Below are 22,800 nucleotides of genomic sequence, written 5' to 3' on the forward strand. Positions count from 1 at the left end.
ACATTTTCCATTCGCCCCGCCAGGCGAATCTCGATACCGCCGAACGTCCTCCCGTGCGGCGAAAAGCTTTATCGGTTTTCGCCCGGATCAGGCACGCGTCGTTTCCGGCACGCTCGGTTCTGACAGGGACTCGCCCGCAATCGGTCCTTTCCCGCCCGGCGCGCCCTTGGCATCGTCGCCGAGCCCCACGGCATCGGCTGCCGGCGCATCAGGCCTTCTGATCTCTTTCGATGCGGCAAGCACAAGCGGCAGAAACTCACCGGCGCCCGCATCCACCATCTCGAAGAAGCGGCGGCGCATGCGCGGTTCCCAGAACTTGTTGATATGCGTGGCAACGCCATCCACCCGAATATCCTCCGGCTGCGACAGGAAAAACGTCGCGATCTGGTTCGCCATCCTCACCAGCTTTTCATCCGTGTGATTGAGCAACATGACCTACTCCCCGCGCCAGCTCCCCGGCCAACGCCTCCATGAATGAGAAGGCCGGGACTGGCCCGGCCCCCGATTATTCCGCAGCTTCGAGCTTGCCGGCGATCCGGCGGGACTGACGCGCGAGCGCATCATATTCTTCCTGCCATTCCGTCGGCCCGTTGGAGGGCGACACCTGAACCGCCGTCACCTTGTATTCCGGACAATTCGTCGCCCAGTCGGAGAAGTCGGTGGTGATGACGTTCGCCTGCGTGCCGGGGTGATGGAAGGTCGTATAGACCACACCCGGTGCCACACGGTCGGTGATCAGCGCCCGGAGCGTCGTATCGCCGGACCGGCTGACGAGCTTGATCCAGTCGCCGTCCTTCACGCCGCGCTGTTCGGCATCGTGCGGATGGATTTCCAGCCGATCCTCCTCATGCCAGACCACGTTTTCGGTGCGCCGTGTCTGCGCGCCGACATTGTATTGCGACAGGATGCGGCCGGTGGTGAGCAGCAGCGGGAAACGCGGACCGGTGCGTTCATCCGTCGCCACATATTCGGTGCGGATGAATTTGCCCTTGCCACGCACGAAACCGTCCACATGCATGATCGGCGACCCTTCAGGGAATTTTTCGTTGCAGGGCCACTGCACCGACCCCATCTCTTCCAGATAAGCATATGAGACGCTGGCGAAGCTTGGCGTCGTTGCCGCGATCTCATCCATGATCTCAGAGGGATGCGTGTAGTTCCAGGCAAGGCCCATGGCCTGCGCCAGTTTCTGGGTCACTTCCCAGTCGGCATAACCGTTCTTCGGCGACATGACCTTGCGCACGCGGTTGATGCGGCGCTCCGCATTGGTGAAGGTGCCGTCCTTTTCGAGGAAGGTGGAACCGGGCAGGAACACATGGGCATAATTCGCCGTCTCGTTCAGAAAGAGATCGTGCACGACAACACATTCCATGGCCGCCAGGCCGGCGGATACGTGCTTGGTGTCCGGATCTGACTGGAGAATATCCTCACCCTGGATGTAGATGCCCTTGAAGCTGCCATCAACGGCCGCATCCAGCATGTTGGGGATGCGCAGCCCCGGCTCGTTGTTGAGCTTCACGCCCCAGAGTTTCTCGAACACGTCGCGTGTCGCATCGTCTGAAATATGGCGATAGCCCGGCAGCTCGTGCGGGAAAGACCCCATGTCGCAGGAGCCCTGCACATTGTTCTGACCGCGCAGCGGGTTGACGCCGACACCTGGACGGCCAATGTTACCCGTGACCATGGCGAGGTTGGCGATCGCCATGACGGTGGTCGAACCCTGGCTGTGTTCCGTGACACCAAGACCGTAATAGATCGCGCCATTACCGCCGGTGGCATAAAGCCGGGCCGCACCACGCAGATCTTCAGCCGGTACGCCCGTGAAACGTTCCGTCTCTTCCGGGCTATGCTGCGGCTCGGCGACAAAAGCGGCCCAGTCCTCGAATTCCGACCAGTCGCAACGCTCGCGAATGAAGGCCTCGTTGAACAACCCTTCCGTGACTATCACATGCGCCAGTGCTGTCAGGACGGCAACGTTTGTTCCCGGCAGCAACGGCAGATGGAAAGCGGCCTCCACATGCGGCGTGCGCACAAGATCAATGCGGCGCGGATCGATGACGATCAGTTTCGCGCCCTGACGCAGCCGCTTCTTCAGTCGCGAACCGAAAACCGGATGGCCGTCGGTCGGGTTGGCACCGATGACAAGCACCACGTCGGATTGTTCGACGCTGTCGAAATTCTGCGTGCCTGCGGAGGTGCCGAAGGCCTGGCCAAGACCATAACCCGTCGGCGAATGGCAGACGCGGGCGCAGGTATCGACGTTATTGTTGCCGAAGCCGGCGCGGACGAGTTTCTGCACGAGGAAGGTTTCCTCATTCGTGCAGCGCGACGAGGTGATGCCACCAATGGACTCCCGGCCATACTTGCCCTGAATGCGCCGAAACTCCGAAGCAACATAGGCAAAGGCCGCATCCCAGCTCACTTCCCGCCAGGGATCGCCGATGTTCTCGCGGATCATCGGGTTGAGAATGCGATCCCTGTGGGTCGCATAACCATAGGCGAAGCGACCCTTGACGCAGGAATGGCCGCGGTTTGCCTGCCCGTCCTTCCACGGCACCATGCGCACCAATTCCTCGCCGCGCATTTCCGCCTTGAAGGAGCAGCCGACGCCGCAATAGGCGCAGGTGGTCACCATCGAATGTTCCGGCTGGCCGATCTCGATCACCGATTTTTCGGTAAGTGTCGCGGTCGGACAGGCCTGCACGCAGGCGCCGCAGGAAACGCAGTCGGAATCGAGAAACGCCTCGTGCGCCCCGGGCGATACGCGGCTTTCGAAACCACGGCCTTCGATCGTCAGCGCGAAAGTGCCCTGCACTTCCTCGCAGGCCCGCACGCAGCGGGAACAGACGATGCATTTGGACGGATCATAGGTGAAATAGGGATTGCTTTCGTCCTTCGGCATCCAGCGGGCATTGAGATCGCCCCCTCCGGTGCGGGACTTGACGTGGTTGTCGCCCTCGTAACCGTAACGCACATCGCGAAGGCCCACGGCACCTGCCATGTCCTGCAATTCGCAATCGCCATTGGCGGCGCAGGTCAGACAGTCGAGCGGGTGGTCGGAGATATAAAGCTCCATCACGCCCTTGCGGATCTGCTTCAGCCGCTCGGTCTGGGTATGCACGACGAGACCGGCAGCAACCGGCGTGGTGCAGGAGGCGGGCGTGCCGTTGCGGCCCTCCACCTCGATAAGACAGAGGCGACAGGAACCGAAGGCATCCACCATGTCGGTAGCGCAGAGTTTCGGCACATCGATGCCAGCTTCGCGCGAGGCGCGCATGATCGAGGTTCCCGTCGGAACGGTGACCTGTCGACCGTCGATCGTGAGCGTCACCATATCCGTCGCGTTGGATTTCGGGGTGCCGTAGTCGAATTCGGTTACAAGGGCCATGGTCTTACTCCGCCGCTTCAACACGTGGGATGGGGGCAAAATCTTGCGGGAAATGTCTGAGCGCGCTCATGACGGGATAGGGCGTGAAACCGCCCAGCGCGCAAAGCGACCCAAATTTCATCGTTTCGCAGAGATCTTCGAGCAGCGCCGTGTTTTTCTCCCGCTCGATGCCAAGCGCGATCTTGTCGACAGTCTCGACGCCGCGCGTCGAGCCGATACGACAGGGCGTGCACTTGCCGCAGCTTTCGACCGCGCAGAATTCAAGGGCGAACCGAGCCTGATGCAGCATATCGGCGGTGTCGTCGAAAACCACGATCCCGGCGTGTCCGATAAGACCGCCAGCCGCCGTGAACGCTTCGTAGTCGAAGATCGTATCGAACAACGACACCGGAAAATAGGCGCCAAGCGGGCCGCCCACCTGCACCGCCTTAACGGGGCGGCCGGTGATCGTGCCGCCACCAATATCATTCACCAGCTGACCGAGGGACAAGCCGAAGGCGGTTTCGTAAAGCCCGCCATATCTGATGTTTCCGGCGAGCTGGATGGGGATGGTGCCATGCGACCGGCCGACGCCGAAATCGCGATAGAAAGCGGCACCGCGATCCATGATGACCGGGATGGACGCCAGCGAAATCACATTGTTGACGACGGTCGGCTTGCCGAACAGGCCCTGCAATGCCGGCAACGGCGGCTTGGCGCGCACCGTGCCACGTTTGCCTTCGAGACTGTTCAGGAGCGAAGTCTCCTCGCCGCAGACATAGGCGCCGGCGCCCATGCGTACTTCCATATCGAAAGCGCGGCCGGAACCGAGGACGGAGGACCCAAGAATGCCCTCACGCCTCGCGATCTCGATCGCCTTTTCCATGACCCTGATGGCGTAGGGATATTCCGACCGGGTATAGATGAAGCCCTTGGTGGCACCAACGGCAAGGCCGGCAATCGCCATGCCTTCGATCAGCACGAAAGGGTCACCCTCCATAATCATGCGGTCGGCGAAGGTGCCGCTATCGCCCTCATCGGCATTGCAGACGATATATTTCTGGTCTGCCATCGCATCCGCGACGGTCTTCCATTTGATGCCGGTCGGGAAACCCGCGCCGCCGCGTCCACGCAGGCCGCTTTCAGTCACCTGCGCAACGATGGCGAGCGGCTCCATGGTGACGGCTTTTTCGAGGCCTTTCATTCCCTGATAGGCGCGGTAATCCTCAAGCGATAGCGGGTCGGTCACGCCGCACCGGGCGAAGGTCAGGCGCGTCTGGTTTTTCAGAAAGGGAATGTCCTTCGTCGGCCCAAGACAGAGACGGTGATCGCCACCGGCAAGAAATTCCGCATCGAAAAGCGACGTGACATCGGCGGCCTTTACCGGCCCGTAGGCGATACGGCCATGCTCGGTGCGCACTTCCACCAGCACCTCGAGCCAGAGCATGCCGCGCGAACCGTTACGGACAATATGGATGTCGAGATTGCGGCTGGCCGCCTCTCGAGCGATGGCGTCAGCTACACGGTTTGCGCCAACGGCAAGTGCGGCGGAATCGCCGGGAACAAAAACGGTGACACTCATCGACGCGCCTCCGCCAGAATGTCGCCAAGACAGTCATCGTCCAGTCTCGCATGGACCTCACCATCCAGCATCAGGGCCGGCGCCTGCGCGCAGAGCCCGAGACAGAAAACCGGTTCCAGCGTGACGGAACCGTCAGCAGCAGTCTCGTGCCAGTCGAGACCGAGGCGGCTCTTGATGGTTTCCGCAAGAGGCTCGCCACCCATCGACTGGCAAGCCTCGGCGCGACAGAGCTTTAAGACGTGCCGGCCATGGGGATGATCGCGAAAATCGGGATAGAAGGTGACGACGCCATGAACTTCCGCGCGCGATATATTCAGCGCGGAGGCGATGATCTGCTTGGCGCTTTCCGGGATGTAACCAAATTCTTCCTGCACCGCGTGCAGGATGGGCAGCAAAGGCCCCTCCAGGTGGAGACATTCGTTGATAACAGCGGAAACACGGGCCGCCTCATCTGCGGCAACCGCTCTGATATTCATAAGCCAGTCCTCCCAAACCGACAGGGGCAAGGAATGATGAGCGGGATATGGTGAAATCCCGTCGCAGCCCTGCATTGGCTGAAAGAATGGCGAGATCGGCAGGATCAGGTCAATAATCAGTTTCCGTCGTTTGATAGGAAATTCCTATCAAATGCTTTTTCCGCCGCTCGCTGGCGGGCCTCGTGAAGCAGCGCCGAGACGAGTGGCGTGTGTGGTTCGCGGTGCGTGGCAATCAGACCGACCAGATGTTCGGCATCCGGCTCAGTGATCGGAATGATTTTTATCTGTTTTGGAAAACCAAATGATTCCGCAAGGTTACGCGGCATTATTGAAGCCCATTGTCCGGTTCGGATATGGGAAAACAGCACGATCATGGAGTTGGATTCCAGTGTCGGCTTTGCCTCTACACCGGCCTCTGCCATGTGTTTGTTGATGATGCGTCGGTTCTGCATATCCGGCGTCAATAGGCATAACCTAAGACCCGACACCTGCTTCCAGGTAACGCTTTCCTGATCAGCGAGCGGCGTTCCACCTGCCGTGATGAGGTGATATCGCTCGGAATAAAGCGGCACGGTGGTGACTCGGCCCAGCGGTTCGTTGTCGAGATAGCTGATTCCCGCATCGATCTCGAGATTTTCGATCTGCCCCAGCACCTGAAGCGAGGTGCGTGACGTGACGGAAAAGGTCACATCGGGATGGCGCGCCTGGAAGGATTCGGTCAATCGCGGCACCATCGCCAGCGCGGTCGGAATGACGGCAAGGCGAATGTGTCCGGCAAGACCCTTGCGGGCAGCGCGCATTTCCTCCCTCATGGTGCGCGCATCGCCAACGATACGGCGCGCCCACTCCAGCACCCGCTGGCCCTCCGGCGTCAGCCCCTGATACCGCGCCGAACGCACCACGAGAACGACGCCCAGTTGATCCTCCAACTGCCGGATTGCCGCCGACAGGCTGGGCTGGGAGACACCACATTCCTCCGCCGCCCGGCCGAAATGTTCCGCCCGTGCCAATGCAATGAAAAATTCCAGTTTGTCGATCATACGCTCTCCCCCGCGGCGCGATCACTTGACGGGTGCGCGCAGGAGAACACTAGAACGTGGCGGCAGCGCCCGCAAATGGCCGCAGGCATTTTCCTGCAAACTAGGCGCAGGCGACGAGGGCTGGCCCCTTCACGCGTGGATAGTCATAGGCATTGACCTTCGAGGTCGTATAACCGGCGCCGACCAGCGCTTCGGCGAGCTTGATCGCAGCCGTAACGCCATCGATGACGGGCACGCCGGTGGCATCCCGCAGGCGGTCGCAGAGCGACGACATGCCGGCGCAGCCGAGAATGATCGCCTCCGCCGCATCCTCACGCTTGGCGGCCTCGATTTCGCGGCGAAGCAGGGCTTCCGCGACTTCCGGATCCTCCTCAAGCCCGAGAACCGGCAGGTCGATCGCGCGCACCTTTCGGCAATACCGCTGGGCACCATAATCTTCCACCAGATCCTCGATAATCGGTATGGACCGTGGCAGCGTCGTGATGATCGAAAAACGCCGGCTGATCGTCATCGCGACCTGCACAGCCGCCTGGCAGATGCCGATGACCGGCCCCCGCGCCACTTCGCGCGCAGCGTGAAGTCCCGGATCGTCGAAACAGGCGATCACATAGGCATCCACGCCATGCGCCTCGCCCTTGCGGATTTCCGCCAGAAGCCCGGGAACGGCCATCGCCTCATCCGCCTGCCCTTCGATGCTGACGGGGGTATCGACAGGATTTGCCGCAGAGACGTGGGTCTCCTTCTGCTTGACCCGCAAGGCGCTATCGAGGGCCTGCGCGGTCATGGAGGCGGTGGAATTGGGATTGATCAAACGAATATGCATCGCACGCATCCTGAATAGCCTTCACTTGCCGTCAGGCGTGGTGAAATCGGTGATTGGTGGCGCCTTCAGAACGAACTGGCGATCCGAGGTGATGTAGTTGTCGGCGTGAAGCCGGGCGATCGGCTGGTAGCGATCGGGATCGACATACCGCCCCTCTTCGTCGAGGCACTCTTTATGGACATGCATGTGCACCACTTCGCCCAGCACCAGCGTGCGGCGGGGGTAATCGATCAGCCGCTCCACGCGGCACTCGAATGCACAGGGTGATTGCGCCGCATAACTCGCGTCGATCTTGCTGCAGGGCTTGGCCGTCAGTTGCGCCATCGACATTTCGTCGACTTCATTGTCAAAGCCGAGGCCGCAGATGAGCATCTGCTCCGACAGCGCCATATCCACCATATTGATGACGAACTCGCCGGTGCGGCGGATATTCACCATAGTATCCTTCTCCTCGCCGCTCAGCTTCGGCTGAATACCGAGGACGACGATGGGCGGATCATGCGAAAAAACGTTGAAGAAGCTCATCGGCGCTGCATTGTTATGGCCCGCTTCCGAACGGGTTGTCACAAGCGCGATCGGTCGCGGACCGATAAAATTCGTCAGAAGGCGGTAGCGGCTCTGGGGCTCGAGCACGCTGAAATCGAATTCCATGATCGGCATCCTAATTTAGTCTACAATTATCTTTCATATTGTTGACAATGTTGCAACCAAAATCCCGTTGATACGGTTGACTTTTTCATTCACATCACGCTTCTCTAGGGCGATTGGGGAGTATGTCGAATGACCGAGCAGGCCGGCCCGTCCACGCAGCAGATTGTCGAGAAAGTATGGCTTTCGATTGCCGAACGCCGGTTGCGTCCGGGCGTGCAGCTGAAAGAAGAGCAACTGGCGACAATCTTTAGCGTCAGCCGTGCAAGAATCCGCCAGGCTTTGTCCGTTCTTGAGCGTGACGGGCTGGTGACCATCGTTCCCAATCGCGGCGCTTTCGTCTCCAAACCTTCGGTCGAGGAAGCCCGCGATGTCTTCTTCGTACGCCGTACCGTCGAGCAATGCGTCGTCGAAAGACTGTGCAGGTCCGCCACCAAAACCGATCTCAAAAAGCTGCGCGACCATGTGGCCAAGGAACGTGTGGCCAATACCAGGAACGTCACGACCGACATCATCAAGCTTTCCGGCGGGTTCCACCTTCTGCTTGCGGAAACGCTCGGTTCTGATTTCCTTTTTACCACCATGCGCGACCTCATTTCCCGCTCATCGCTCATTACCGCCGTTTACCGTAACACGGATCGCTTCAACTGCGGCCCGGACGAACATGCCGAAATCGTCGATGCGATTGCCAACAATGATCCGTCGCGGGCCATCCATCTGATGACCCACCACCTGGAGCATGTGGAAGCGGAACTCGATCTCAGCGAAATCCGCGACCTTTCCCACGACCTGCGCGCCGCCCTCGGCTGATCCCCTTCTCAGGCGCGCTGCCGCTGGCCTGCCCATTCCGTGTCATCTTCAACCAGATGGCAGGCGACCCGCGTGCCGTTGGCGAGGCTTTTCACTTTCGGCACCTCTGCCGAACATTGCGCTGTTGCAAGCGGACAACGGGGGTGAAACGCGCAGCCCGAAGGCGGCTTCAAAGGGCTCGGAACTTCCCCTGCAACAATCTCCCGGTCCCGCTGCGGGGTCTTGATATTGGGGATCGTCTGGAGAAGCAGCCGGGTATAGGGATGGCGCGGATTGGCGAAAAGCTCTTCCGTATCGCCCTCCTCCACAATCCGCCCGAGATACATGACCGCGATGCGGTCCGACATGTGACGGACAACGCTCATGTCGTGGCTGATGAAAAGATAGGTGAGACCGAGTTCATCCTGCAGGCGGCGCATGAGATTGAGCACCTGTGCCTGCACCGAGACGTCAAGCGCCGATGTCGGCTCGTCACAGACGAGAAATTCCGGTTCGCTCGCCAATGCACGGGCAATCGAGATGCGCTGGCGTTGGCCGCCGGAAAATTCATGCGGAAACTTCTCGCCATCGGAGGCTGATAGACCCACGGTCTGGAGTAATTCCTCCACGCGCTCCATCGCCTCGGCCTTTGTCGCGCGCAGCTTCAGCTCGCGGATCGGTTCGGCGATGATGTTCTTCACCCGCCAACGCGGATTGAGCGAAGCATAGGGATCCTGGAAGATCATCTGTGCCGACAGGGGTTTGCCGTTGCCGCCCGACGCGAAATGAAATGCGCCGGCGCTTGGCCGGAAAAGCCCGGTCACCAGGCGGGCAACGGTCGATTTGCCGCAGCCGCTCTCACCGACGATGCTGAGACAGCCGCCAGCAGGAACGGCGAAATCGATATCGTTGACGGCCTGCACGAACTGCCGGGGTTTGCGCTCAATGATGCGGTTGAGCAGCGGGGCCGACACGTCGAAGGTTTTCGTCAGGCCTTTGACGGTCAAGGCCGGCTGATGGGACGCTGCCTTATGGGATGCTGATTGTGTCATGCTGTACCTCCTGCATTCAGCCAGCACGCACTAGCACCGTTGCCGACGGTTTCAAGTTCAGGCCGTTGCCGCAGACAGCGCGGCCCCGCAAAACTACAGCGGGGATTAAACGCGCATCCGGGCGGGATCGCATCGAGACGCGGCATCGCCCCGTCAATCTGGTTGAGCCGCTCTACCCTAGCGCCAAGCGACGGAATGGAGGCCATCAGGCCCTGCGTATAGGGGTGGCGCGGTTCGTGCAGCACTTGCTCGACCGGCCCGACTTCGATCAGCCGGCCGGCATAAAGCACGGCCACGCGGTCGGCGGCCTCGGCGATGACGCCCATGTCGTGGGTGACGAGCATGACCGCCGTCTGCTTCTCTTTACACAGCCGCCGCAGCAGCGAAATGATCTGCGCCTGGATCGAGACGTCGAGCGCGGTCGTCGGTTCGTCGGCGATGATGAGCTTCGGCGAGGCCGAGAGGGCCAGCGCAATCACGACACGCTGGCGCATGCCGCCGGAAAACTGGTGCGGATAATGATCGATACGATCCGCAGGCGACGGAATGCCGACATCCCTCAGCAACTGAATGGCGCGTGCACGCGCATCCGCCTTCGACAACGGCAGATGCTGGCGGATTGTCTCCACAAGCTGGGCACCGACCGTGAAGAGCGGATTGAGCGAGGTCAACGGGTCCTGAAAAATCGCGCCTATCTCACGACCGCGAATACTCTCCATCGCTCGGTCATCCAGCTGATCGATACGGCGCGACCCGAGCCAGATTTCACCATCGGCAATACGGCCGGGCTTTTCGAGCAGGCCCTGTATCGCAAGGCCCGTCATGGATTTCCCGGCGCCGGATTCGCCGACGACACCCAGAATTTCGCCGGGCCTGATCGAAAGGCTGATATCGGAAAGCGCGGTAACAGTGCCGCGCCGACCGGGAAACTCGACCTTGAGATTGCGGACATCGATGACCGATTGGTTCATTTCAACCATGTTGTGCAACCTCCACCGGATAGCTCGGAGGGAAAATTTCGGAGACGGGCGGATTTGCCCAGCTCCGTTCGGGATATTTGGCAATCAGACGATCAAACTGCGCCTGCGCCTGTTCGCGAGCACGCCGCATGTCGATATGGGCGACCTGTCTTTCGCGCATGGAAAGACGGCCATCGACAAAAACGGCTCTCGTGATCTTGCCCGAACCACCGGTCACCAGCGTCGTGATCGGATCGACGCTCGGTACCATGACGGCATCGTCGAGATCAAAGACCGCAATGTCTGCCCTTGCACCGCTTGAAAGATGACCGAGGTCAGAGCGACCAAGTGCGCGCGCACCGCCGAGCGTCGCCGCATCGAAAAGATCGGCGCAGCGGATCTGGTCCGGAGCGCCGTCATTGATGCGACAGGTGATCAGGCCAACAAGCAGGTTCATCAACATGTCCGCCGGCGCCGTATCCGTTCCCATCGCAATGTTAATGCCGCGTTTGCGGCAGGAGGAGAAGGACGAGAGCGTGCTGCCGCCACGGCTCGAGACAAGCGGACAATGGACGATCGACACGCCGTTCTCCGCGTATAGCGCCAGATCTTCTTCCGTCGCATTGGTGGCATGCGGCGCGATCAGCCTTTCGCTGAGGAGCCCGGCCTTGGCGAGCCAGACCGGCGCGGTCGAACCGTGAAGCTTGCGTACCGTATCGACCTCCATGACGCCCTGCGCCATATGGAGACGGAACTTGCAGCCTAGTTCGCGGGCCGCTGCGTCGGTGCGCTCTATCAGGCCAAGTGTGGAGGTTTCCACCCGATCCGGCGCAAGCATGCCGCGCACCAGATCGCCGTGTCTTCCACTCTGTTTTTCGATGAAGGCGATCGCGTCGGCGAGCCCCCGAAAACCGCGCTCCTCATCAAAGACTGGCACCATGCGGCCCGGCTCTTCCAGAACCATGCCGCCTGAACGGAAGGCGGGGCTGAGATAAACGCGCAGGCCAAGTTCGCCGGCAGCATCGGCCGCCGCTTCGAACTCCGCCACGGTCTCCCCCCACTCGCGATAAAACAGCGATGCGATGGGGGCTGCCGTGGTGATGCCGTTTAGGAGCAACTGCCCGAAGGCGAAACGCTTCTGAAAGGCAAGCTCTTCCGGGGAATACATTTCGTAAGGACCAGCCTCGACATAGGAGCGCGGCCAGACACGACCCTTCGCCCAGCCCGGATGATGATCGATGCCGAGGATCGTCGTATCCAGATCGGAAAGCGCATCGAGATCGATCAGGCCGGGGCTGACGAGCGCATTGCCAAAATCGATACGCTGGGCGACCTCTCCGGGAAATCTATGCCCGACAAAGACGATTTCGCCGTCTTCGAAAACAACTTCGCCGTTTTTAAGCAGCCGGTGCGAACCGTCCCGGTGCCCTACAACCCAGCTGGCTGTGAGCAACGTCCGTCCTTCCGGCCTTTTGCCAAGTTGCAACGAATTGAGAACATCGCTCATCACGGCGCCTCCACAATGGCTTTGCCATCTCTCGCCGTAACGCGGCCGCCTTTGACGACCAGTGGCCGGGGGGCGATATCGACAACGGCTTGCGCCAGCGTTTCACCGGTCAAGAGGGTAAAGTCGGCAGCGCAGCCGATTTCCAGGCCGTAATCTTCAATGCCCATGACATCGGCGCCACCCTTGGAAACGACATGGAGCACATGAGCAAGTTCGATATCCGAACGCAGGCCGTTTTTCATGCCGATGATCTTGGCGCGATCCAGCATATCCGGCTGTCCCCACGGACCCCATGTATCGCGGATACCATCACAGCCACCGCCAACGCGCACACCCGCTTCCTTGAGGCGCATGATCGATGGCACGCTTGCCGATGGCGCACCCGTGGTCAGGATGGCGACATCAAGCCGCGCAATCTCGTCGATCAGCCTGCCGACGCGAAGATAGTCATTCATGCCGAGCGCGAAGGCGTGGCTGATGGCAACGTTGCCCTGCATGCCGTTTGCCCGGATGCGCTCGAAGATGAGCTCCATGGTGAAGGCGCCGAGGTCGGCTGCTTCGTGCAGATGAATATCGATCGGCACGCCGTGTTTTGTCGCGAGCTGAAAAAGAATGTCCAGCTGACCCTTCGGATCGCGGTCGATGCCACAGGGATCGATGCCGCCAAGCACGTCGCAGCCCTGCTTTAAGGCTTCATCGAGAAGCTCCACCGTGCCGGGCATGACCATGACGCCCGATTGCGGGAAGGCGACGACCTCGATGTCGATGATGCCATCAAGCTTTTCCCGTGTTTCCCAGATGCCTTCGACCAGCTTCAGCCCATGGGTCGGGTCGATATCGACGTGGCTGCGAATATGGGTGCCGCCATTGGCCGCAAGCCCGATGGCATGGCGCATGGACTGGCGATGCGGATCGATGCCGATCTGAACGCGGTTTTCCCGCTCGAAATCGATCCGCTCGCGCAGGATGGCGGCACGGTTGTTGACGTGCCAAGGCATGCCCCACGTCGTCTTGTCCAGATGCGTGTGGGCATCAATGAGACCGGGAACGGCGATTGAACCCTTGCCATCCTCGACCGGGAGGCCGGGTTCGGCGTCGAACTTTCCGAAGCCGGTAATCTTGCCGTTCCTGATCATGATGTCGCAGGCTTCGCCCGCCATGGGTCGTACGTTGCGCAGAAGAAGATCGTGCATGGAACTCACCTCAGTTTCGGATTGAGCGCGTCGCGCAGCCAGTCACCCAGAAGGTTGACGGTGACGACGAGCAGGCAGAGCTGGAAGACCGGAAACAGCACGATCCACCAGGAACCGGAGAACAGGAACTGGTTGCCGATGCGGATCAACGTCCCGAGTGACGGCTGGCTGGGCGGCATGCCGATGCCGAGGAAGGACAGGGTTGCTTCCGTGAGGATCGCCATGCCGAAATTGAGCGTCGCGGCAACCATGATCGGCGTCAGCGTATTGGGCAGGATATGCGCCGCCATGATGCGGCGGGCGGGCACGCCGATCAGCTTTGCTGCCTGCACATAGTCCTTGCCAGTTTCGACGATCGCCTGGGCGCGAACCGTGCGCGCATATTGCACCCAGGCGGAAAGTGCGATGGCGAGAATGAGCACCGCGGATGCACCGACCTCCCGCAGGCTGTCGGGAAGCATCTGCCGCACAACGGTGGAAACGAGGATCGCGACGAGAATGGTCGGAATGGACAGCGTGATATCGCCGATACGCATCAGGAGGCCATCGGCAAACCCACCGAAATAGCCCGCCACCAGACCTGCCGTCATGCCGATGACCAGCGAAAGCACCACGGAGGCGACACCGATGACGATGGAAATGCGTGTGCCGTAGAGAATGGCGGACAGCATGTCCCGTCCCTGCGTATCCGTTCCCAAAAGAAACGGCCATTCGCCGCCCTCCTGCCAGATCGGCGGCAGCTCGGCCTTCCACATGTCGAGCGATGCACCGTCATAGGGGTTCTGGGGTGCGATCCACGGCGCGAAGATGGCCGCCAGGATCAGGATTGTGAGGACGAGCGCACTGATCTTGGCCGATTTGCTGCGGCTGAAAGACCAATAGAGATCGCTGTCGCGCATGCGGCTGAAAAGCGACCGGCGGGCGGGTTTATCCGTTTGCGAAAGGTCTGTCATGAAACCGGCTCCCTTCGGTTAGCGCGCAGTGCGCAGACGCGGATCGATGACCGCATAAGCGATATCGACGAACGTGTTGAGGACAACGAAGATGAAGGAGATGATGCAGAGATAGGCCGCCATGACGGGAATATCGAGGAAGGTGACCGCCTGAATGAACAGCATGCCCATGCCCGGCCACTGAAACACCGTTTCCGTAATGAGCGCGAAGGCGATGAGCGAGCCGACATTCATCGTCGTCAGGGTCACCACCGGCATCAGACAGTTACGCAGCGCATGACGGAAATAGATACGCCAGCGCGGTATGCCGCGCGCCCGCGCAAATTTCACGAAATCGGATCGCAGAACTTCAAGCATTTCCGCCCGCACCAGACGCATGACAAGCGTGATCTGGTACAGCGAAAGGGCAATGGCCGGAAGGATGAGGGCCGCACGTCCGGATGACGTCAAAAGCCCCGTCGACCACCAGCCGAGCTGGACGACATCGCCGCGACCAAAGGCCGGCGCCCAGCCGAGGGAAACGGAAAACACCAGAATGAGAAGGATGCCGACAACGAAGCTTGGCAGCGAAACCCCGACAATCGAGAGGAATTGCAGACCTTCCGTATACCATTTCCCGCGCCGGATTGCCGTCAGAACGCCCAGAGGCAGGCCGACGACCAGCGATATGACGGTGGCCACCAGCACCAGCTCAAGCGTTGCCGGAAACCTTTCCGCGATCAGCGGCAGCACCTGCTGGCCGTTGCGATAGGAAACGCCGAAATTGCCCTGTACTGCGTCTTTGACAAATCGCAGATATTGCGTCGGTAGACTGTCATTGAGGCCCAGCCGCTCACGCAGCGCGGCGCGATCCTCCTGCGAGGTCTGCTCCCCGACCATCAGCTCGACGGGATCACCCGCCAGCCGAAAGATGAGAAAAGCGATAAGCGCGACGGAAAGCATGACCAGCACGGCATTTCCCAGACGCTTGATGATGAAAACCAGCATTGTTACCTCTCGGACGCGAGCCTGAGCCACGCGGGCATGCAGGTTCGATCATTCTCTTCCAGAGACGGGGCATAGGTTACGCGGCATCCAAGAACCACGAAACCGTTGCAACTTTGTCGACAATTTCTGACGCAGATCATCGCGCTGCCAGACGGATGCCTGCTGAAAACAACCAAGGCGCTCGGTCGAATGACCGGCGCCTCACTTGCAATCCGTCTTATTTATCGAGCTGGGTCAGCCAATGGCGCGGCTTGTTGTCGGCGCGGAAGTCGACGCTCTTGACCTTGGCGAGCATCGCCCAGGCAATCGGCTGCTGGTGCAGCGGCACGAGCATGGTCTCGTCCTTGGCGATCTTCAACGCAGCCTCTTCGAGCGCCAGGCGCTTCGTATTGTCCTGCTCCTGCGCCGCCTGCGCGACAAGCTTGTCAATTTCCGGGTTGGACCAGCCGCCATAATTGGAGACGCCCATCGCACCCTTGCGGGTCGAGAGTATCTGCGACAGCATCGAGAAAGCGTCCAGCGTTGGTTCGTTCGCCCAACTGAGGTTGAACACGTCAGCCTTGCCGCCATTGCGCTTGGGAGACTGCACCGAACGTGGTGCGATGTCGATGGTCGGCTGGAAACCGCCGCGCTTCAACATGTTGGCAACGCCCGAGCAGATATCCTCTTCGTTGACGCTCTCATCATTCATGCAGGTATAGGTGAAGGCGAGGTTCTTCATGCCGGCATCGGCCAGCAGCTTCTGCGCCTTGGCCGGATCGGCGGGCTCAAAGGTATCGAGCGACTTGGCATAACCTGCGATTTCTGGCGCGATCAACGAGCCGGACGGTCTTGCGAGACCGCGCATGACTTTTTTGTTGATCAGGTCACGATCAATGGACGCTTCAAAGGCCTGACGGACACGCAGATCGTTGAAGGGGTTCGGCTTGCCGTCTTCCAGCTTTTCGCGGCGGTTGAAGCCGATGAAAAGGGTGCGAAGCTCGGTGCGCTTCTTGACCGAGATATTGGGCGACGATTCAAGGCGCGGCAAATCCTGGATTGGGGCGGAATCGATGAGGTCGATTTCACCTGACAGGAGTGCTGCAACGCGTGTTGCCGCAGATGCAATCGGCACGAATTCGATGCGGTCGAGATTGTGCTTTTTCTGATCCCACCAGCCTTCATTTGCAACGAGAACAGTTTTGCTATCGGGAACGCGGCTTTCGAGCTTGAACGGGCCGGTGCCGTTGGTGTGCATGGTGGTGTAGCCATCGACCTTCGACGCGAAGTCGGTAGGCTTCTCGCTATTGTTATCTTTCAACCACTTGGCGTTAAAGATGAAGATATTGGTGATGTCGTTGAGGAAAAGCGACGTCGGAGCACTGACCTCCAGATCGACCGTGTAATCATCCACCTTTTTGACGCCAGCAAAAACAGGAATATTGCCGCGCAGTGGCGACGTCGCATCCGAAGCTCGGGTAAAAGACGCTACGACATCATCGGCAGTGAAATCTGAACCATCATGGAATTTCACACCTTTGCGCAGGGTGAAGCGCCACGCTTTTCCGTCGATAAGCTTCCACTCGGTGGCAAGTGCAGGCTCAATCTGGAAATCCGGCCCGTAACGAACGAGGCCCTCATAAATATGGTTCAGAAAAGCGAGGTTGGATGTGGACGGCACCGAATATGGGTCTAGCGAGTAAAGATCGGCGCGACCACCCCAGCGGAGCGTCTCCGCATGGGCGGGAACGGCAATGGCTGCGGCAGCCATGGCCGCCAGGACAAAACTTCTGATACGGGACATTTGATCCCCCCTTTTTATAAATCGTTGGAAGACCGGCAGGCGGTCCGGTCGGGCAAGGGGAGTATTGTTTCGCCCAAGCTTATTGTCAATAATATTGTTGACAATTATCGTACTCAAAATCGTAAGTTTTTGGATACGAGCTCAAAACAGGGAGGACGGAATATGACAGGCTTTCTGCTGCTGCACGGAACGATCGTCACGGTCGACAGGGAACGGCGCATTATTGAAGACGGCGCGCTGGCCATCGAAGACGACAGGATTGTCGACATCGGCACCGTGGATGAACTGGAACCCCGCCATGGGGGCAAGGAGGTCATTGACTGCCGGGGAAAGCTGATCATCCCCGGCCTGATCGATGCCCATGGCCATGCCGGCCACGCGCTTCTTCGCAGCATCGCTGCGGACACCAATGCGATGTGGATGAAAATCATCACCCCGACCTATTATCACTACGTAACCCGCGACTACTGGTATGCCGACGGGCTGATTTCCGGCATTGAACGATTGCGCGCCGGGGTGACGACGGGGGCCAGCATCATCACGTCAATGCCGCGCGCGGATGACCCCGTCTTCGCCATCAACCATGCCCGCGCCTATAGCGAACTCGGCCTTCGCGAAATCATCTGCGTCGGGCCCTCGGGTCTGCCCTGGCCACATCCCGTCACGCGATGGGAGAGCGGTCAGCCCGAACGTCGCGACGTGAGCTTTGACGAGATGATGGACGGCAGTGAGGCGGTGATCGAGACATTGCATGGGAGCGCCGATGGCCGCATCAGCGTTTTCCTGACGCCTTTCACCATTGTGCCTTCGGTCGAACCGTCCAACGCATCCTCGCCTGATCAGGCTGTGAAACTGACCGAGGGCGACAGGATGCAGGCCCGACGGGTACGCGAGATGGCGCGCAAGAGAGGTGTCAGGCTTCATTCCGACGCCTTTGCCGGGCAAATCCGCATGGCGTTTCAGGACAAGGAAAATGCCCTGCTCGGCCCTGACATTCACCTTCAGCATTGCTGGGGCATCTCCCATGATGAGATCGACATACTGGCCGAGACCGGCACCCGCGTGACCCACGCGCCGCCGGGCCGCGCAACCCCGGTCATGGAAATGATGTCGAAAGGCATTCGTGTCGCAATCACCACCGATGGTGCCGCCCCAAGCCGCCATTTCGACATGTTGCAGACGGCGCGCCTGGCACAATTCACGCAACATCTCCTGCACAATCACGACCGCTACCTGCTGCCGCCAGGCAAGATATTTGAAATGATCACCATCGATGCGGCCCACGCCATTGGCATGGAAGACGAGATTGGTTCGCTCGAAATCGGCAAAAAGGCTGACGTCGTCATCATCGATATGCGCAAACCACATCTGATGCCCATGTGGATGCCGGTCCACCGCCTGGTGCATCAAGCCCTTGGCAGCGATGTCGACACCGTCTTTGTGGACGGTAAATTGCTGATGGATAATGGACGGGTGCTGACATCAGATGTTGATGCCGCCATCACTTTTGGCCAACAGGAGGCCATGGCGCTGGCCGAACGGGCCGGCCTGAAAGCACATATGCACGATCCTGGCTGGGGCCGCCTGCTGCGCACATTCGACGAACCGGTGTACCCTCCCCGTCCGCCGAACGACGCGAGCTACCGAGTAACCGACCACGAGTCCGGTCAAGATCACTAAATCTAAAGACGGCGGCAGGCACCTTCCCAAGCCCTAGCCAGCATCACGACAAAAACTCCCCGGCCTGGAGTGGTCCGGGGAGCAAACCTGACATCATGTCAGGAACTTTGACTGGAGCTAGTGACTCACCCGTTCGAAAACGGGGTGGATCTGAGTTGCCTAACCCGGCTTATGCTTTTTATGCAGACGATTAGAACGAACGCTCGAGGCGAACGAAACCGGTCCAAACTTCAGGCTTCTTTTCGACGTCGAGGTAGTTCGCAGTCAGCCTCGTGGAGAAGCCGTCAGTGATTTTGTAATCAACCGTCAGACCAGCCTTCCAGGCATCGTTGTTCGAGAAATTATCCCAGGAAGCAAGGCCGTAGCCACTGTAATACTGGACGCCGGGCGTGATCTTCAGCTTGTCGGTTGCCTTGATGGCGTAGGAAGCGGCAACGGCCCATTCGGAAACGTTGTAATAGGCGTTTGCGCCGGAAGCCCAGACACCGGCCAGGCCGAGAGTGCCCGGTCCAACGCCAGCTTCTGCGATCAGGCGGACAGCGCCGTTTTCGCGATCGGTGTCATAACCACCGATAAGAGCGAAGGAAACGCTGTCGAACTTGGCGCCGACACCAGCGGCGACACCAACGTTGTTGGAGGTGTTACCGTTCTTGTCGTAGTTGACCTTGTTGTAGCTGACCGAAACGCCCTCCAGTTCGTCAACCGAAACGCCTGCCCAGAACGAGCCTGCGTCATAGGTGTAACGAATGGAGTTGAACTTGGAGTTGGAAGCCAGTTCGTCGGTTTCGCCACCGAGGCCATCGTCCCACCAGCTGGTGAACTTACCAACCTTAAGACCAGCAAGTTCGATGAAGGCCTGATCAACAAAAACAGCCGAGCCCTTGTCGCTCGAGCCGGACGTCGTGGACGCTGCAGCGGAACCGCTGTCAGCATTGCCCTGGAAGCCGATGAAGCCGCGCAGAACACCGAGCTCGGTGTCGGTACGGGTATCAACTTCAAACTGCGCACGGGTAAAGGAATCCCAGTCAGACTTGCCTGCCTTGTCACGGCCGAAGTCGGTCTGGAAACGGACATAACCCTGGAACTTGAGGCAGGTTTCGGTGCCGGGCATATAGAAGAAGCCCTTACCGAAGGCGTCGCAGACGCGGACATATTCCATTGGCTCGGGTTCGGCCGCGACGATGGCGTCAGCAGCTTTTGCGCCGGATACGGCCGCGAGAGCGGCAGCGGAGCCGATCAAAAGACTCTTGATGTTCATTTGTAATCTCCAGTCAAAAAATTTTTTCAACAAATGCGCAAATTTGAGGGCTGGTCTTTCCCTGCCGCCCGCTTCCCTGCGCTGATTGAGCAAATGACAGAAACTACTGCGGAGTCGCAATTCAAATCGAACAAACTCAAATACAATTTAAGTACACATTCAGCTTAAGTAGTAAAATTACAACAATTTAATACTTTAAAATATAGTAATTTCGTCATTTATTACGTAATAGTTCTATTTATTACTAAGAATAAATTTTCTAAAGTAATCATATTATTACGCCACGGAATAAGTCGAAACCTCGCGTAATCCTGCTAGAGACCGAGAACGCACTCATGGGCGGGATGAGGCGAAGACTTTCCTTGCGGAACCAGAGCGAGAAAGGAAAATGCGCAGCAATAACGCGGCGGTTTGCGGAAGACATGGCAGCATGTGCGCTGCTCCGTCACATCCGTTAAAGGCGGGGGCTTATGACCTGCCGCCGGAGAGGCCGGTGGGGAATATCGTCCTGTTCGCCAACGTTGCCTCGATCGCATCCGCAGGAAGAGGACGACTGAAATAATAGCCCTGACCGTAAGGGCAGCCGGCCGTGCGGAGGAAATTCGCCTGCTCGGCGGTTTCCACGCCTTCGGCAATGACATCGATTCCAAGCGATCCGGCAAGCTGGATCATGATCGTGACGATGGCGCTGTCCTTGGTTTTTTCCGGCAGGTGGGTCAGGAACGACCGGTCTATCTTCATACAGGACAGCGGGAATGTCTTAAGCATGCCGAGGCAGGAATAGCCGATGCCGAAATCATCCAGCGCCAGGCTGACGCCCATCTGTTTTATGGCGTGCATGATCCGCACCGATGTCTCGACATCCTGAATGATCAGCGTCTCGGTGATCTCGATTTCCAGCAGGGAGGGCGCCAGTCCGGTTTCCTTCAGCACCGACCTGATCTGCTGCACCAGCCCGCCCTGAAACTGACGTGGTGAGATGTTGACCGCCATCTTGACCGGCGAAAGGCCGGCGGCAACCCATGCCTGCGCCTGGCGGCAGGCCTTTTTGAGGATGTTTGCCCCGAGTTCCACGATCAGGCCGGTTTCTTCCGCAAGCCCGATGAATTCTACGGGGCCGAGCAGACCTTCCGTAGGGTGCTGCCAGCGCACCAGCGCCTCAACACCGCTGATCCGGCCATTTGCAAGATCAACCTGCGGCTGGAAATGCAGGACGAATTCGTCCCTTTCCACGGCTTTGCGCATTTCCTCGATCCGGGTGAATTTCTTCCTTAGATCATCCGCCATGTTCGGTGTGAAAGTGGCGATGCTGTCGCGTCCATTATGTTTGACCTCATACATGGCAAGATCGGCCGCCGCGACAATTTCCGCCGTGGTTTTCCCATGTTCGGGGAAAAAGGCCATGCCGATGCTGCAGGTGACCTTGATGTCGTAATTGCGGATGCGCAATGGCTGGGAAACTGCGGCGCGAATACGCTGCAGGTGCTTTTCGACGTCATCCTTATGCTCTTCGAGAATAATGACGAACTCGTCGCCACCTACCCTCAGAACGAGATCGTTTTGCCTGAGGCTCGCGGCAATGCGCTCTGCGGTTTTCGACAGCAGCGCATCGCCGATGCTGTGACCGAGCGTATCATTGATCTGCTTGAAGTTATCGAGATCGAGAAATCCGATACCGACCCTTCTGTTCGCCTTTGCCGCCGCTGCCAATATCTCTGGAAGTCGGGTATCGAGGAAACGACGGTTGGGTAGCCGGGTCAGCATGTCATGATCCGCCAGAAAGGCGATGTGTTCCGCCGCCCTTTTGCGGTCTATCGCCAGACCCGCCATGCGCGCCGCAGCGCCGATAAATTCCACCAGTGCTTCATCCGGCTTGCGGCCGGCCAGCTTGCACCAGACGAAACCATGCGCCTTGCCTTCACTGGCGGGAATATCGAAACTGAAGGCCGTATCTTCCCCCGAATGGGCGAGGCTTTCGGGATCGCTGACATTGGAGATGAGTGCGGTCAGTCCCGCCTGCTGCGCAAGCGCGGGGGAAACATAAACCGATGGCTCTCCCACTGCGGCCTCAAACACCCGCACGGCACAGGCAAGGCCGGTGGCCAGATTTTCGATGGCCTTGACAAATTCCTCGAGGAAATCCTCGATACGCGCCGCTGCCACAATCATTTCCAGAATATGCGCCTGCGCCTGAAGCAATCGCTCCGAGGCCTTTTTCTGGGTGATATCGCGCGAAGCACCCACGACGCCGATAATCTCGCCGGATTTATCCTTCAGCGGCACACGCGACATCATCAGCCAGCGATCGACATCCCCGCGCATGGCGCGTTCTTCATAACCGAGATCCGGCTCGCCGGTGCGCATTACCCGCGCTTCGGTATCGGGAATGCCGGCGTGGCGCGCCGCTTCACCGTGAATGTCGTAATCGGTGAGCCCGATCAGCTCCTCGACACTTTCAAAGCCGTTTTCATTAACGATGGCGCGGTTGGCAAAAAGAAAGCGCCCTTCCAGATCCTTGGCATAGATAAAATCCGGCACATGGTCGATCATCGCTTCAAGTAGCGTGTGCCGGCCGGAGGGATTAGCATTTTCGCCCATTGCTGGAGAGGCAGATGGCGTTATGTCGCGCTTTTTTCGCGACATCCGATTCTCTTCAGGTGTCTTCGGGCCTTTGGAACGCACCTCTCCGCCTCATCACTTTAT

The 22,800-nt window shown here is 59.2% G+C and carries 18 protein-coding genes; 2 read left to right on the forward strand and 16 right to left on the reverse strand.

Annotated elements, in window-relative coordinates; all coding sequences use genetic code 11:
• Positions 1–87 precede the first annotated feature (87 nt).
• The 7 genes from GSF67_RS15545 to GSF67_RS15575 form a co-directional block, all read right to left on the reverse strand.
• Positions 88–432, reverse strand: coding sequence for a formate dehydrogenase subunit delta (locus GSF67_RS15545; protein ID WP_006311340.1), 345 nt, complete (start codon positions 430–432; stop codon positions 88–90).
• 73 nt (positions 433–505) lie between these two features.
• Positions 506–3,388: a formate dehydrogenase subunit alpha gene (gene fdhF, locus GSF67_RS15550; protein ID WP_006311339.1), complete on the reverse strand. Its 2,883-nt coding sequence runs from the start codon at positions 3,386–3,388 to the stop codon at positions 506–508.
• A 4-nt stretch (positions 3,389–3,392) separates the two neighbouring features.
• Entirely contained in the window at positions 3,393–4,949 is a 1,557-nt protein-coding gene (locus GSF67_RS15555; protein ID WP_006311338.1) for an NADH-quinone oxidoreductase subunit NuoF, read from the reverse strand.
• Complete coding sequence (locus tag GSF67_RS15560) at positions 4,946–5,425, reverse strand: formate dehydrogenase subunit gamma (protein ID WP_006311337.1); 480 nt, start codon at positions 5,423–5,425, stop codon at positions 4,946–4,948. The genes GSF67_RS15555 and GSF67_RS15560 overlap by 4 nt, the downstream gene beginning before the upstream one ends.
• A 116-nt stretch (positions 5,426–5,541) precedes the next feature.
• On the reverse strand, positions 5,542–6,465 hold the full coding sequence (locus GSF67_RS15565) for a LysR family transcriptional regulator (protein WP_006311336.1): 924 nt from the start codon (positions 6,463–6,465) through the stop codon (positions 5,542–5,544).
• 100 nt (positions 6,466–6,565) lie between these two features.
• Positions 6,566–7,288, reverse strand: coding sequence for an aspartate/glutamate racemase family protein (locus GSF67_RS15570; RefSeq protein WP_035214805.1), 723 nt, complete (start codon positions 7,286–7,288; stop codon positions 6,566–6,568).
• 21 nt (positions 7,289–7,309) lie between these two features.
• Positions 7,310–7,939, reverse strand: coding sequence for a flavin reductase family protein (locus tag GSF67_RS15575; RefSeq protein ID WP_035214804.1), 630 nt, complete (start codon positions 7,937–7,939; stop codon positions 7,310–7,312).
• Positions 7,940–8,068: 129 nt separating this feature from the next.
• Between GSF67_RS15575 and GSF67_RS15580 the strand changes: the two genes are divergently transcribed.
• Positions 8,069–8,746 carry a GntR family transcriptional regulator gene (locus GSF67_RS15580; RefSeq protein ID WP_006311333.1) on the forward strand — a complete coding sequence of 226 codons (678 nt, stop codon included), beginning with the start codon at positions 8,069–8,071 and terminating at the stop codon, positions 8,744–8,746.
• A gap of 8 nt (positions 8,747–8,754) precedes the next feature.
• Here GSF67_RS15580 and GSF67_RS15585 read toward each other — a convergent pair whose 3' ends face one another.
• From GSF67_RS15585 to GSF67_RS15615, 7 genes are all read right to left on the reverse strand, one after another.
• Complete coding sequence (locus tag GSF67_RS15585) at positions 8,755–9,777, reverse strand: ABC transporter ATP-binding protein (protein ID WP_006311332.1); 1,023 nt, start codon at positions 9,775–9,777, stop codon at positions 8,755–8,757.
• Complete coding sequence (locus tag GSF67_RS15590) at positions 9,774–10,757, reverse strand: ABC transporter ATP-binding protein (protein ID WP_006311331.1); 984 nt, start codon at positions 10,755–10,757, stop codon at positions 9,774–9,776. Before GSF67_RS15590 ends, GSF67_RS15585 begins: the two co-directional genes overlap by 4 nt.
• A complete protein-coding gene (locus tag GSF67_RS15595) occupies positions 10,750–12,243 on the reverse strand; it encodes an amidohydrolase family protein (protein WP_006311330.1) in 1,494 nt (497 codons plus the stop codon). The genes GSF67_RS15590 and GSF67_RS15595 overlap by 8 nt, the downstream gene beginning before the upstream one ends.
• The gene (locus tag GSF67_RS15600) at positions 12,243–13,436 is read right to left on the reverse strand and encodes an amidohydrolase family protein (RefSeq protein ID WP_006311329.1); all 1,194 of its coding nucleotides are present in this window, start codon (positions 13,434–13,436) and stop codon (positions 12,243–12,245) included. The genes GSF67_RS15595 and GSF67_RS15600 overlap by 1 nt, the downstream gene beginning before the upstream one ends.
• 5 nt (positions 13,437–13,441) lie before the next feature.
• Positions 13,442–14,389 (reverse strand): ABC transporter permease, encoded by a 948-nt coding sequence (locus GSF67_RS15605; protein ID WP_006311328.1) that lies wholly within the window; start codon positions 14,387–14,389, stop codon positions 13,442–13,444.
• Between the two features lie 18 nt (positions 14,390–14,407).
• The gene (locus GSF67_RS15610; protein ID WP_176072040.1) at positions 14,408–15,376 is read right to left on the reverse strand and encodes an ABC transporter permease; all 969 of its coding nucleotides are present in this window, start codon (positions 15,374–15,376) and stop codon (positions 14,408–14,410) included.
• 217 nt (positions 15,377–15,593) lie between these two features.
• Positions 15,594–17,159: an ABC transporter substrate-binding protein gene (locus tag GSF67_RS15615; RefSeq protein WP_006311326.1), complete on the reverse strand. Its 1,566-nt coding sequence runs from the start codon at positions 17,157–17,159 to the stop codon at positions 15,594–15,596.
• A gap of 162 nt (positions 17,160–17,321) precedes the next feature.
• On the opposite strand from GSF67_RS15615, the gene GSF67_RS15620 reads away from it, so the two are divergent.
• The gene (locus GSF67_RS15620) at positions 17,322–18,839 is read left to right on the forward strand and encodes an amidohydrolase family protein (RefSeq protein WP_006311325.1); all 1,518 of its coding nucleotides are present in this window, start codon (positions 17,322–17,324) and stop codon (positions 18,837–18,839) included.
• A 190-nt stretch (positions 18,840–19,029) separates the two neighbouring features.
• Here the strand turns inward: GSF67_RS15620 and GSF67_RS15625 are convergent, their stop codons facing one another.
• Both GSF67_RS15625 and GSF67_RS15630 read right to left on the reverse strand, forming a co-directional pair.
• Positions 19,030–20,097, reverse strand: a complete 1,068-nt coding sequence (locus GSF67_RS15625) for a porin (RefSeq protein ID WP_006311316.1) — start codon at positions 20,095–20,097, stop codon at positions 19,030–19,032.
• 468 nt (positions 20,098–20,565) lie between these two features.
• A complete protein-coding gene (locus GSF67_RS15630; RefSeq protein WP_128822089.1) occupies positions 20,566–22,740 on the reverse strand; it encodes a bifunctional diguanylate cyclase/phosphodiesterase in 2,175 nt (724 codons plus the stop codon).
• Between the last annotated feature and the right edge of the window lie 60 nt (positions 22,741–22,800).

The organism is Agrobacterium sp. CGMCC 11546, from assembly GCF_013365515.1.
Taxonomy (GTDB): domain Bacteria; phylum Pseudomonadota; class Alphaproteobacteria; order Rhizobiales; family Rhizobiaceae; genus Agrobacterium; species Agrobacterium fabrum.